Origin of the sequence: Clostridium sp. UMB9555A (genome assembly GCF_030222355.1) — a bacterium.
In the GTDB taxonomy this organism is placed as follows: domain Bacteria; phylum Bacillota; class Clostridia; order Clostridiales; family Clostridiaceae; genus Sarcina; species Sarcina perfringens.
On the sequence record NZ_JASORQ010000003.1, the window covers coordinates 134,679 to 148,650 of the forward strand.

Here is a 13,972-nt window from a genome sequence, read left to right on the forward strand (position 1 = left end):
TATATTTCTCTTCATACTGTTTGTAAGTTTTATCAAAAGTTATTTTTATAAAGTCCTATTTATTTGTTACATATAATAGATACTTTATATAATATTAATCTCTAAATTAAACTCTTTTATTTTATATGCTAAAAAGCTTTCCTACTAAGTCACCTATTATTACCCATATTGAGAATTCATTTCCTCCATATGTTTGAATGAAGTTTCCTACAGTTCCACTTACTAAATTTAAAGAAATAGCTGCTAATACCATTAGAATTATTCCTCCTAAGGCACTTGTAATTATAGCTGCTGGCCATCCACCTCTTGCATTAGCAAAGATAGCTCCTGGGGCAACATCAAAATAACATGCAACCACTAGTGGTATAAGAGCAAAGGTTAATACCCCTGATGCTCCTAATAAGAATAAAGTACCTATACTTGTTATAAGTGCTATTATGAATCCAATTAATAAAGCATTTGGTCCATATGGGAATATCATAGGAATATCTAAAGCTGGAATTGAACCCTTAGCTAATTTATCTGCTATACCTTTAAATGATGGTATTATTTCTCCTAAGATCATTCTTACCCCTGTTAAAAGTATTATCATACCTGCTGCAAAAGTTATTCCTTGAATTAAAGAATAAGTAATAAGTGGCTCACTTCCATATATAGCTATTCTACTTTCTTTTCCTATAAATAAACCAACTATTATATAAACTATAAACATAACTATTGCCGCTGTTATATTTGTATCTCTAAAGAAACTTAAAGACTTAGGAAGATTTAAATTCTCTATATTTTTATCTTTTTGTCCAACAAGTTTTCCTATATAAGAACCTAATAAACAATATATTGAAGCAGTATGTCCAATAGTAAAACTATCATTTCCAGTTACATACTTAACATGTTTTCTTAATATATATGGGAATATTGTTATAACTAAAATATACATAATTAATGTGAATATGAATAACTTTAATCCACTTACATTATTTTCAATACCAACTGCTAAGAAAAGCATTGGATACCAAAATAATATATTTCCTGTTAAGTATATAGTCTTAAATCTTGTATATCTAGCAATGATTATATTGATTACAAATCCGCAAAGAAGTATTAATCCAACATAGCTTCCATACTGACCTAAAAATACATTAAAATCTCCTAATGTACTATTGCTTTGAGTGTTAAATAATCCTGAAAAGGCATTAGCTAAAGGAGTAATTGAAGAAACTACTATATCTACCCCCTTAAGTAGAATTACCATTCCTATTATTCCTTTAAATATGCCTTTTAAAATAGCATCTATTGGTTTTCTTTGAAGTATTAAACCAATTGCTACTACAAGCCCCATAAATAAAGCTGGATTTCTAAAAAAACTTACACAAAAATCTAATATTTCTTTCATTTTTAATAATTCCTTTTTATTTAATCTAATTTAATTTTTCCTTGATTTCATACAAATTAAGAGTTATCGCAGCATACATAAATTTATTATGAACTTAATGCTTAGTGATTTCTCTATAAAATGATAAATCCAAAATAAAAGCTATTTAAAATAAACACAATATTTTTCTTAATTTCTTATAGCTTTTAAAATCTTTTCCTTTACTTCTTCTTTATCCATAAAGTTTGATATATAAACAAGTTTTCCACTTACTTGCCCTTCTATCTCTTCTCCAATTTCTTTTGATGTTAAAATTAAATCTGCAGAATTTCCACATGCTGAAGTCATATCAATAGCTTCAACCTCACCATTTATTCCTTCCTCTTCAAGAATTGAATCAACTGTCATTTTTAAAAGCAAACTTGTTCCAACTCCAAATCCACATACAGTCATAATTTTCACCTACATCCCCTCCTCTCCATAGTATATAAATAGCTTTAAATCTCAAGAAATTCTTTTAATAGTTATACCCTTAGAAGTCAATTCATCCCTTAAAATTTATCTACAAATAAATATTACTTATAAAATATCCTAATTTAAAATATTTTATAAGTTGCTTTTTTAAAAGTTTAATAAATTACATAAAAAGCTCCATTATATCTTCTTTATTTTGAGCATTTTTAATTTTATTAACAGAATCCTCATTTATTAAAACCCTAGCTAAATCTTGTAGAGCATCTAAATGACCTGTATTCTCCTTTGCTCCAATAACAAAAATTATTTCTATTGGATCATTATCCTCATGACCAAATTCAACTGGATTTTCTAAAGTAAGCATGCTAATACAATCTTTAAGAACATAATCACCTGGTCTAGAATGAGCAATAACTACCCCTGGCATAATTGCCATGTATGGTCCTAAATCATTGATTTTCTCTAAAATGTCCTTTACATATTCCTTTGTTATACTTTCCTCTCTTAAAAGAGGTTCCGCAGCCAACCTAACTGCCTCTTCTTTGTTAAAAGCCGTAGCCTTGAGAATTATATTATTCTCATTTAATAAATCCCTAATAAAATTCACCAACTTTCCTTACGTTAATTTAACATCATACAAACAAAAACCCCTAATTACTTTATAAATATGTTAAATTTACCTAAGTATATTATCATTCCAAAGCATTTAAAGTCAATTTTAAAGGATATTTAAGTAAAATAACCCTTTTAAATACAAAATAAAAAAGTAAATATTTAACCATCTTAAATTTAATATCCTTATAAAAATTAAATTTTACTTAAATAAAAAAATATCACATTTATATACTAACTATTCTTTATTAACTAGAATAATTAGTATACTATAAATGTGATATTTATAATTCACTTATTAAAAGATATTTTGCTTTATTAAATTTCCCTATAAACTTAATCTTTTCTAAAATATAAATTATATTAATTTAAAGCTGCTATATTAGCTTCTATTAAAGATTTTATATTAGAAAAATATAGACTATATCCTACATTATTTGGATATATTCCACCCTTAGTTGTTAATTTAGCATAAGGGGCTGGATCCTTTGTAAATACTGTAGCCATATCTAAAACCTTTAAATCATTAGCTTTTCCAATGTCTTCAATTATATTTGTGTATTCATTCTTCTTTCTAAGAGAATTCTCTATTATAGGAACTATAGAGATATTTTTATTTCTTTCCTTTAAATTCTTAATTATTTTTTCATAATCTTCTTTGAATTCATTAGGTTTAAGTGCTTTTTGATCATCTTCACCAAATATTATGTAAGCTAAATCAAAATTATCTTTATTTTTCTCTAGTTCCTCTAAACCTACTTTAACTGTAGCTTTATCTTGTGATAAATTTGTTATATTAGCCTTTGATTTATATGTTTCTTCTAACCATTTAGAAAGACTACTTGTCCAATTACCACTTTCATCTGTTTTTCCTTCACTAAGTCCTACGCCGTTACCTAAAACTAAAATATTAACTTCTTCACCTTTCTTTATTTTTTCATAAGGATTTGGTGTGGTCGCTTGCTTTTCATTATTTTCAGAATTATTACTTGAATCTGCACTGTAAATTTCCATATTTTTAGCTAAAGTCTTCTTATCCCTTATGGTTCCAACAGCTATAACTAATGCTAAAGCTATTATTAAAATTATTATTGAAATATCTAGAACCTTATATTTACTTCTATTAGAAGAAGTTTTTTTAGGATTTTTAACTCTTCTTCCAGTTTTCATAGTTTTCCTCCATATTTTTATTTGTGAGATAATTTGTTATATATTCTATATTTTATCTAAAAACTGGGCATTTTTACAGTATATTTTGTAAATTAATTAAGTAAACACATAAAAACAGTAATTTTTTTATGATTATCATCTTAATAAATTAATATTCAGTTTATACATTTCATATATAGACTTACATCAAATAAATTTTTAAAATCCCTAAATTCAATATCTCCTTGATTTTTGTATACTGCTTGTTTAACATTTTCTAATCCTATTCCATGATTATTACTATCAATTTTACTACTTAAAAACTTCCCATTTTGCTTCTTAATCTTATTTTCTTTAGAGTTAATTATTTTTATATGTAATTGATTCAAACAAACTCGTGTACTTATTTTAATAAATTTTTCTCCTACATTTTTATCACATGCTTCGATTGCATTGTCTATTAAATTTCCAAATACTGTGCAAATATCTATAGTATCTATATCTAATTCAGAGTTAACACATACATCAAAACTTATATTTATATTTTTTTCTTTACATATTCTAGCTTTTTCAAGAAATATAGCATTTATTATTTTATTAGAACAAATATTACTATTTTTACTATTAGGAATTCTTTCGCTTAATTTATTTATGTATTCACTCATACTTTTATAATCTTCATTTTCTAAAAAATATTTTATTACACTCATATGATTATTTATATCATGCAATAATTTTTTTCCATCATAATAGTTGTCAATTACCTTTTCATAATAATACTTTTGATAATCTAATTGATTTTCTAATAATTTTAGCTTAGACTCCAATTTTTTTTCTTTATATTTTCTATATACACATGAATATACTACTCCTAAATATATTGTAATATTGATTGCAATTATACAGGCTTTATATATATGAATACTGCTTACTTTTATACTATCAAATAATTTAACTGATAATATAACCGCTATTACTAAAATAATAGTAAATCTAGTATAATTTTTTATAGTAATTACCTTATTGGAGAATGCAATTTTAAGTAAATACTTTATGTACAAAATTGATCCTATTAACATAACACAAATTAATATCATCAATAATCTTTCATTCAAACCTTTTAATATTTTCAAGTCAAAAAACATTATGGAGTATATTAAAAAAATTATGTATCTAGCTAAATATACAGCTAACGAATATACTGATGTTATTGTTAAACTTACAAATACTTTATTAATTACAGCAAGATGTATAATAGAAAATATTATTATTGTCTCAGCCATACAATAAAAAATATTAATTTTAAAATTTAAATTCATAAATAAGACAAGTACACTTATAAAGCCTACACTTAAAATTCTCTTTTTTAAGGTTAATTTTTTCCTTAACTTAAAAAAAAACATAATTCCTAATGAAACTATATATACACTGTATAAAAGGCTAGTAAAATAATTAAATTGCATACTATTAAATACCATTAATCATTTCTAATATATATTTTTTCAAATTCTTTTTATAACATCTTCCAATAGGAATACTATTCCCATTTTTAAGCATAATTTTATTTTGTAATATAGTTTCAACTTGAGACATATTTACTAAATAACTTCTATGGCACCTTAAAAAATTTTTATCTTCTAATTCTTCTTCTAAAACTTTTATTTTCATACTAAAATCTATATTTTTATTTTCTAGATTAGCTGTAATAGTCTTATTATTAACTTCAAAAAATAAAACTGAAGATAAATCTATAAAACTTATTTTCCCATTTATATTGATTGTATATGTTGATGGGCTAGCATAATTCAAACTTTTAATCGCTCTCAAAAATTCTTTTTCTAATTTATTAGAATCAATTGGTTTCATAAGATAATTTAAAGCTCCAACATCATAGCCATCAAATACATATTCATTACTTCCAGTTATAATTATTGCTTGAAATGATGAATCTATTTTTCTCATTCTCCTAATCAATTCAATTCCATTCATTTCATCCATGATTATGTCACATAAAATTATACTATATTTCTTAATATTTCTATTGTAGATATTAATTAATTCACTTGCCGAATTAAATTCATCAATACTTATTTCCATATTATTTTTAGCACATATTTTTGAAATCATCTTTTTTACTATAGCACATTGAATTTTTTCATCGTCACATATAGCTATATTCAACATATTTTCCCTCCTAATAATGTTAACAAGCCACGTAAATCATAATAATTAACTCAATCTTTCAATAATTCATATTAAACATATCATTTCAAATACATATCCATCAATATTTTTTCTATTTTTGTAATTATTTGAAAACTTTCTGTTAAATATAATAAACTTCTAAATTAATTTTTTCTACTTTCCAAGCGTAAACTGCATATTTTTAAGCGTAAACTGCAATAAAAAAACTTTCCACTTAAAATAATAAAATATTTTTAGTAGAAAGTTTTTAAATTTAACTTAATTTTATTGTTCCAAAGTCATTAGTCTTTTCATCACTATCATGAAAGTATTTTTCTTTTTTTATAATGCTATTTATTACTATATCAATATTATTATTTTTCATATTTAACTCAAAAGTATTTCCTGGGGAACCATTTATTAAAATTGATTTAGTTTCTGAATCCATAGTATTAATTTCACTAACCGTATATACTCTTTTATTTTCTAAATCTTCTGTAACCTTTAAATATCCTTTTTTATTATCATTGTTATTAGATATATCGGTATTTTTATCTCTCATATAGAAATCTAAAATCTTAGTATTTCCGTTTCCATCAACTTTTAGATAGTATTTTCCTAAATCTCCACCATCTATACAAACAATATAATTCTTTTTATCATCAATCTTAACTTCATTACCATTTTCATCAAAAAATTTCTTAGTAACCTTTATTGTTCCTAATTTATATGGAATAGATACTGTTGGTACATTAAATATTCCTTCTATAATTTTATTTTCTTCATTTGGTTTTTTATAGTTAATAGTAGCAATGTCATTTGTAGGCACCTTATTTTCTCCAGTTCCCCAATATTCATTTTTAGGTTTTATTTTAAACTTAAATTGAATTCCATCTGTACTATCAATTGTATTTTTTCCTCTATCCCAACTTATTTTATTTCCTTCAATATTTTCTTCTAAATCAATAATAGAATTATTCTCTAAATTTATTACTTTAGAATTTTTCCCATCATAAGAACCATTTTTTACAATTTTAAAATCTTTAGAAACAACATCTGTTATTTTTAATCCTTTAGCCATATTTTTATCTAATATAATATTATTTGCAATCTTATCATATATTTCTTTTAAACTTTTTTTGTTATTTTCATTTTTACTATCACTTTCTCTAGAATCTATAGTAAAGTATCCAGAGTTTTGCATTTCTCCTAAAAGCTCTTTTGCAATATCTTTAATCTCTACTTCAGTGATATTATCAATTAATGCAACTGAAAAAATATTGGTATTAGGATGATTTTTCAAAAACTTTTTATATTCATATAAAGCCCATTCATTTATACTTTTATAATTACCATCAGATTTATCACTCATTATAAATTTCTCATATTCAGGATCTTTTTTCTTTATTCTATAATTGTATCCATCCCAAAAATCCTTATTATCTAAAAACTGATTGCAATATTCATCACTATAGCCTTTATCTCTTGCTATATACCCCATAGCAAAGCTTCCATTATTAGTTATATTTGGATACCCATCACTAAAGAAAACAACATTCTTCTTTGAAGTAGAGTTATTATTAAGTTCTTTTTTAAATATTTCATCAGCTAGCCTCCAAGAACCCTCTATGTTGGTATTTCCCATTCCTGTTATAGAATTATAAGAATCTTTTATAGCTTTTTTATACTCTTCCTTTGAAATAAAGTTATTTTTATCATTAAATGAAAAGACTTCCTTAACCTCTGTACCAAAGGCCACAACTGCAATTTTAGAATTAGGAATATTATCAATAACATTATCAACTAAAGAATTCATAGACGCTTTTAATTCATCCATATCATAGTACATACTATTAGAAGCATCCATAATTAATAATAATTCTACAGGTTCAGTGACTTTTTTAGGCTTTCCTTTTACAGTTAAAGTTATTTCATAATTACCATTTTCATCTGGACTTTGTGTTGCCTCTTTAAGTATTTCTGTACCATCATAACTACATATTTTCCCTTCACTTCCATTACCAATGTCATTGAACTCATCCTTAACTCCACTATTCTCAACACCACTTACGTTTAAGACTGGGAAGGTTATAATTAAACTTATTATAAGGAATACCCCTAAAAATTTTCTTATGTTTTTCATAAATCTTCCCCCCTAACTACTCACCTAAAATTTCTAAAAATTTATTTTCTATATTTTTATCTATTATTGTCCACTTTTTTATTAAAGCATCTTTATTTGGTTGAATTGCTTCTACCTTTACATCCACCTTAACCTTTTTCCCATTATATTTTTCTTTTAAAGAATTTTGTATAGAATCTTTTTTTATTTCTACACTTTTTAATAATTCTTTTGTCACACTTCCACTTTCTAATTTTGCCATATAATAAAAATAACCATCCTTACCATCAACCCATAAATCATCAATATTATCTTTATCCAAACTAGCTAAATTATTTTCATTTAAATTTAATTGAATTAGATTTGAATCTCCAGCCCAAGGATTTTCATTTTCATCAACCCATCTCGGTATTAAACTAACCCTAATAAGTTCACTACTTTTCCCAGTATTTTTAATTGAAACCTTCTTATTTATGTTGCTTCCATTCCATTCATTTGGAGCATCAAATTTTTCGGTAATTTCCGTTTCTATACTTCCTAGTGAAAATTTATTTTTTATACTATCTAGCGAAATAAAGTTTTCCCCAAATACTGTTACAGATATAATGCTAGTTACTGCCAAAACTCCAAAGAAAACTTTAACTACTCCTTTTTTTCTTTTCATAATCATTCCTCTTTTTTGAAAATCTTTATTTTATTTTTTATAAAATTATTATTTAAAACTAAAAGAACAATAGAACATAATGAAAAAATTATAAAATATAAAATCAAACTACTATCTCCAGTTTTAGGAACTATAATTTTTTTAATTATATCTTTAATATTATTTTTATTAGAATCTATATTACCTTCGTTTATTTCCTTACCACCTGAAATATTTTCATTATCCGTCTCCCCTACTCTAACAGCAGTGAAAATCCAATCAACTTGACATTTTTTATTTTTATATTCATTTCCAAGTTCTGATCCTGGAAATTCAGCAAATGCTTCAAGCTTTCTGCATTCTCCTGGCTCTACTACACCTAAGTAAATATTGTTTTCTAACCCATTCTGTCCACTAATAGCGCCATCATATATATAATCTCCATCATATAAAACCTTAAGTTTTGTTTTTTCTAATAAATCATAATCTTCCTTTTTACTAACTCGTTCAGCTCTCATAAAAATCTTATAAGAGTTATCATACTTATTATTTAATAAAATACTTCTCTCAAATTTATCCCCTGGAAGCATATTATCTGACCATAAAAAAGGCTCATCTCCCTGAATGAATACTATACCATTAGCATTTCCCTGTAATTCAATATTAGGGGTTGCAAATGTACTTGCAACCCCTGGTTTACATACTATTAAAAGGAATGTCATGGTAAATAAAAAGGATTTTATTAGATTTTTCATCCTTTTCACTCCTTGCACCATTATTATAAATAAATTTATATATTAATTATTTATGAGCATTAATTCCTGCACCTAAATCTTTTATAGCTTGAGGTGCAGTTGTCCAAGAATCACTTACTGCTCCATTAGCTGCTTGAACACCTTCTGAATCAACAATTACATCAAATTTTAATCCTTTATACTCATTTGGAGTATTTTGTGACAATGTAACACTTTCTAATAAATTTCCCGTCTTAGCTTTTGGTGCTACTACATCGTAATAGTAATAATATCCACCATCAGCACCTAAATTTGCATCTGCTCCTTTTATCCACTTTCCTTGCTCTGGATTCGCTATGTCAGTTAATCTATTTCCATCAGTATCATTTTCAAATTTTAAAACTATGTAATCTGTATTTAATTTTTCTTCTTTAGCTCCACTAGTATTTGCTGGAACTCTTTGTCCATCTTTAATCCATATACTAGTTATTTCATTTCCATTAGAATCTTTCCACACTTTTTTAATTTTAGCTCTAATTAATTGATCATATGTAGCTTTATTACTTACATTAACTTGTTTTGTTATGTTATCTCCTGGTAAAGTATTGTCAGCTTTATCCTTATCGAAATTCTCATTTATTTTTATACCTGAATTTGGATCATTAGGATTATCTGTACTTGCTGTTGCAAAAGGGTTAGTTACAGAATCGCTTGAGGTAAACCAAGCTAAAGATCCTCCTATACTTCCTATTACTAAAGCACTAGCTATGCATAAACCTATAATTTTTTTCTTACTCAATTAAATCTACCTCCTAAATTAACGATTATTTATATTATTTTTATTATTTAAAACCATTTTTCGCCTTTTTACACCTATCTGATATGAGGCTAGCAAAAATAACAAATAAAAATCCACAAATAAGTATGATTTTATTGTTTTGTAGACTCCTTAAAATCCCACCTAAATAAGGAATTTGGAATATTACCTTTCCTATAAGTAGTCTTTCACTTAATGGCATAGGGTCTTGAGTATTATTTGCATCTCCTTTTGTAATGAACTTAATCTCTCCATTATTATTTATTATTTTTATAACTCTATGAGTTGTTACATTATTAGTTATATCGCTTTTAAAGGTTATAACATCATTTATCTTCACCTCATTTGGTGAAATTTCTTTTACAACTACAAAATTTCCTGGATTTATAGTAGGACTCATACTTCCAGTTAAAATATCATAAACTCTATATCCGCTTATGCTAACTCCACACTCACTTTTATTATCAATAAAACCTAAAATTAAAAACGCTATAAATATTATTAAAAAAGCATAAAACAAAATATTACATAAAATCTTTATACTACCTTTCATATATTGTTCCTTTTCAATTTTATAATTTATTTAAATCTCTTACTTGCAAAGTATTTATATCATCATAAATTCACTAGCTCAATAAATATGGCGTGAATTACATTTTTTACTGCGTAAATGTAAATTCAAAAATATAAAAATCTATTGTTGTATTCATAAATAAATTGGTGTAACATTGAAACTATCGTAGTTTTTTTGGAAAAATTTAAGTTGTTATTTAGAGGTGAGTATTATGAAAAGTTCAAAAAGAATTAAGAAAATAATAAGTTTAATTCTATTAATTATAATTTTCTTTTGTGCAATGAAAATATACCAAAAACGTTTAGGATATTATACTGATTCAAGGGATTATGATAGCTTAAGAAGTCTTTCTCCTCTATCTGATTCTTCTATTAATAAAGATCCAGATGAAAATAAGAAAGATGTAGAGAATGAAAAGAATTTAAAAAATATAAATTCAGACTATAGATTTTGGATAAAAGTTGAAGGAACTAATATAGATTTCCCAGTGGTTCAAGGAAAAGATAATGATTTCTACTTGCATCATAACTTTAACAAAGAAAAAAGCTTCTCAGGTTCAATTTTTGTTAACTCAGAAAATAATTTAAATGATGATTCTAATATAGTTGTTTATGGTCATAACATGAGAAATGATACTATGTTTGCTCAAATTAAACATTTTAAAAATGAGAATTTCTTCAATTCAAATAAATATATAACTCTTTATAGAGATGGAAAAAAATCAACATTTGAAATTTTTTCAGTTTACCAAGAAAATGCTAAGGACTTAGAATCTCAAATAAAAATCAAATTTTCAAATAAAGAAGAGTATGAAAAATATTTAAAGGAACAGGAAGCAAAATCACTATTTAAAAGAGAAGGCATAGATTTAAATGATAATGATAGAATCTTAACTTTAATAACCTGTGGATATGATTTTGTTAACGCTAGAATAGTAATTGTTGCAAAAGAAATTGATTAAAAAAACTTTATAAATATAAAAAGATAAGTAAAAAGCATCCAAACTTTAATTTGATGCTTTTTACTTATTCAATAAAATTATGGTGATAATACTTTCATAACAGTTTGAAATTTCAAGTTTATTTTATAAATATTTATTACACAATAATTTACCCCTATATCTTATACATTTCCTTATTTAAACTAATCAGAAAAGCTCATCTGCAATTAATTTTATAAAGTTATTCTCTTTCCAATGTATCGTATCTAATACTAAGTATGGATTATCTGTAATTATACTGTCTACATTTAAATCTATTAATCGTTCCATTTCACTCTCATTATTTACACTCCATACGAAAATTTGTTTTCCCATATCATGTACATTATCAACTGTAGTTTCATTTACAAATGTTGATTCTATAGAGTATATATCAACAAAATCCCAATCATAAAAATCACCATAAGCAAAAGCTGTTATATAACAAGTAATCATATTTGGATCTATCTTTTTCACTTCTTTTAATATATTTTTGTCCATGGAACCTATTATACATTGATTACTCATTTTATTTTCTTTTATTAAATCCACTACTTTTTTAACTACATCATCTTTTTCATGACCATGTAACTTTATCTCTATTAGTAATTTTATTTTTCCTTTAGAAAACTTTAAAACTTCCTCAAGAGTAGGCATTTTCTCGCCTTTATAATTCTCGTCAAAATGACTACCTGCATCATATTTTTTGATTTCATCATAATTATCATCCCATACATTTTTATTAACTCCTGTAACTCTTTTTAAATTAGAATCATGAGTTATTACTAGTTGACCATCCTTAGTTTCCTGCACATCAAGCTCAGCATATTCTGCTTTACTATCAGCTGCAATTTTAAAAGCTGCTAAGGTATTTTCTGGTGCTAACAAAGATGCTCCCCTATGAGCTGTAGCTGTAGTATTATAAAACATTTCTAGATTAAAAATACTTTGACTATTATTAGAAAAAGCAAATGCTTCTATATCAATAACTAGTACTATAATTACTAATTTTAAAAACTTTTTTAATACTTCTCTCTTTTCAGATCTTCTCTTATTCTGAACTTTATTTTTACATATCTCAATTCCTTTATATTCATAATAAAGAGTTAAAAAGAAGCCTATACTTATTAAAAATAAAAATATTCCTCCAATAAAAGCAGAATAATAGTTAAACATAATGCTTCTACTTATAAATAATTCTTTCAAGCCATTCATATCAGTAACATATTTAGTCCATACTGCGATTAAAAAAATCCCAATAATATTAATTAAAAATCCAACTAAATACATAATAGTAAATAAGCTTATGGAATAAAGAATTATTTTAATTAACTTTCCCTTTGTAAACTTCAAACTCTCTTTTACTGCCCTATTAAAACTCTTAGTATTTAATATTATTTCGTAAATACTAAAAATCCATCTACTAACCAGTATATATAATAGTAAGAATATAATTGTATAAATTATATTTAAAATAGTATTTGAGTATATGTAGTCTAAAATATATTCTGGCACCTTTATACTTCCTACTAATCCAGAAGTTAAATTCAAATTAGTAAGTGGGATTATTAGCAATACAAATATAAATAATAGTATATTTTTAGGATTTAATATTACTAAACTTCTTTTGAAAGCAGCAACAATCAACTTAGACACCTTAATTTTATTGCCTATCCTCGCCTCATCAATACATATAATTACAGCAGCTATTTCAAAAAACATATAAAACCCTAAAATTATAATTGATATTAACATTAATATTATTGATGATGGATTAGTTAATATCTTAATTAGATTTTCCGTAACAAGATACACATATCCTGATTTTTTTATTGATAAATTTATGAATAATTGAATAATTGGCCAAATTAATATCAAAGCTAATCCCTTATGGAATAATTCAAAAATAAATAAAGTACTTAAATTATATTTCATTAACCATATAAAGTTTCTAAATATTTTTTTATTCATAGTCATCCTCATTTGCAACTTATTTAATATACTTCTCCATCAATAATTTATTTCAAAAAATTTTTATAAAATAAACTATCCTAATAAAAATATATTGTTAATTATAACTTAAAAAAGTTCATAATTAAACTCCTATATATTATAAAAACATATAAAAAAAGTTAATTATGAACTATTATTCTATACTGTATTTTAAGTGGTTTTCCATATGCTTCAAGTTATATATAACCATATCTATTCTCTAATTAAAGATAGAAAATTCTTTTTTATTTAAAGATATAAATTAAAAGCTAAACTTAAAGTAATAATGCTAACTTTAAGTTAGTTATAGGTATATAGCT

At 24.8% G+C, this 13,972-nt stretch carries 14 protein-coding genes; 2 read left to right on the top strand and 12 right to left on the bottom strand.

Annotation, left to right across the window (positions count from 1 at the left end):
* Positions 1 to 121: 121 nt before the first annotated feature.
* The 5 genes from QP548_RS10670 to QP548_RS10690 form a co-directional block, all read right to left on the bottom strand.
* The gene (locus QP548_RS10670) at positions 122 to 1,393 is read right to left on the bottom strand and encodes a PTS ascorbate transporter subunit IIC (protein ID WP_003461029.1); all 1,272 of its coding nucleotides are present in this window, start codon (positions 1,391 to 1,393) and stop codon (positions 122 to 124) included.
* Positions 1,394 to 1,561: 168 nt separating this feature from the next.
* A complete protein-coding gene (locus tag QP548_RS10675) occupies positions 1,562 to 1,834 on the bottom strand; it encodes a PTS sugar transporter subunit IIB (RefSeq protein WP_003471182.1) in 273 nt (90 codons plus the stop codon).
* 175 nt (positions 1,835 to 2,009) lie between these two features.
* Complete coding sequence (locus tag QP548_RS10680) at positions 2,010 to 2,453, bottom strand: PTS sugar transporter subunit IIA (protein ID WP_061426414.1); 444 nt, start codon at positions 2,451 to 2,453, stop codon at positions 2,010 to 2,012.
* 368 nt (positions 2,454 to 2,821) lie between these two features.
* Positions 2,822 to 3,628 carry an SGNH/GDSL hydrolase family protein gene (locus QP548_RS10685; protein WP_061426413.1) on the bottom strand — a complete coding sequence of 269 codons (807 nt, stop codon included), beginning with the start codon at positions 3,626 to 3,628 and terminating at the stop codon, positions 2,822 to 2,824.
* Between the two features lie 155 nt (positions 3,629 to 3,783).
* On the bottom strand, positions 3,784 to 4,668 hold the full coding sequence (locus QP548_RS10690) for a sensor histidine kinase (RefSeq protein WP_170869542.1): 885 nt from the start codon (positions 4,666 to 4,668) through the stop codon (positions 3,784 to 3,786).
* Between the two features lie 106 nt (positions 4,669 to 4,774).
* Here QP548_RS10690 and QP548_RS10695 point away from each other — a divergent pair, with 106 nt between their 5' ends.
* Complete coding sequence (locus QP548_RS10695) at positions 4,775 to 4,897, top strand: hypothetical protein (protein ID WP_265156941.1); 123 nt, start codon at positions 4,775 to 4,777, stop codon at positions 4,895 to 4,897.
* A 177-nt stretch (positions 4,898 to 5,074) separates the two neighbouring features.
* Here the strand turns inward: QP548_RS10695 and QP548_RS10700 are convergent, their stop codons facing one another.
* From QP548_RS10700 to QP548_RS10725, 6 genes are all read right to left on the bottom strand, one after another.
* Positions 5,075 to 5,791: a LytR/AlgR family response regulator transcription factor gene (locus QP548_RS10700; protein ID WP_061426412.1), complete on the bottom strand. Its 717-nt coding sequence runs from the start codon at positions 5,789 to 5,791 to the stop codon at positions 5,075 to 5,077.
* Positions 5,792 to 6,065: 274 nt separating this feature from the next.
* Positions 6,066 to 7,934, bottom strand: coding sequence for a vWA domain-containing protein (locus QP548_RS10705; RefSeq protein WP_061426411.1), 1,869 nt, complete (start codon positions 7,932 to 7,934; stop codon positions 6,066 to 6,068).
* Between the two features lie 16 nt (positions 7,935 to 7,950).
* Positions 7,951 to 8,577, bottom strand: a complete 627-nt coding sequence (locus QP548_RS10710; RefSeq protein WP_061426410.1) for a hypothetical protein — start codon at positions 8,575 to 8,577, stop codon at positions 7,951 to 7,953.
* 2 nt (positions 8,578 to 8,579) lie between these two features.
* Complete coding sequence (locus tag QP548_RS10715) at positions 8,580 to 9,311, bottom strand: hypothetical protein (protein ID WP_061426409.1); 732 nt, start codon at positions 9,309 to 9,311, stop codon at positions 8,580 to 8,582.
* A gap of 46 nt (positions 9,312 to 9,357) precedes the next feature.
* The gene (locus tag QP548_RS10720) at positions 9,358 to 10,089 is read right to left on the bottom strand and encodes a BsaA family SipW-dependent biofilm matrix protein (protein ID WP_061426408.1); all 732 of its coding nucleotides are present in this window, start codon (positions 10,087 to 10,089) and stop codon (positions 9,358 to 9,360) included.
* A 43-nt stretch (positions 10,090 to 10,132) separates the two neighbouring features.
* On the bottom strand, positions 10,133 to 10,660 hold the full coding sequence (locus QP548_RS10725) for a signal peptidase I (RefSeq protein ID WP_061426407.1): 528 nt from the start codon (positions 10,658 to 10,660) through the stop codon (positions 10,133 to 10,135).
* Between the two features lie 232 nt (positions 10,661 to 10,892).
* Between QP548_RS10725 and srtB the strand changes: the two genes are divergently transcribed.
* Positions 10,893 to 11,642 carry a class B sortase gene (gene srtB / locus QP548_RS10730; protein ID WP_061426406.1) on the top strand — a complete coding sequence of 250 codons (750 nt, stop codon included), beginning with the start codon at positions 10,893 to 10,895 and terminating at the stop codon, positions 11,640 to 11,642.
* Positions 11,643 to 11,828: 186 nt separating this feature from the next.
* Here srtB and QP548_RS10735 read toward each other — a convergent pair whose 3' ends face one another.
* A complete protein-coding gene (locus QP548_RS10735) occupies positions 11,829 to 13,631 on the bottom strand; it encodes a glycerophosphodiester phosphodiesterase (protein ID WP_061426405.1) in 1,803 nt (600 codons plus the stop codon).
* Positions 13,632 to 13,972: the final 341 nt, after the last annotated feature.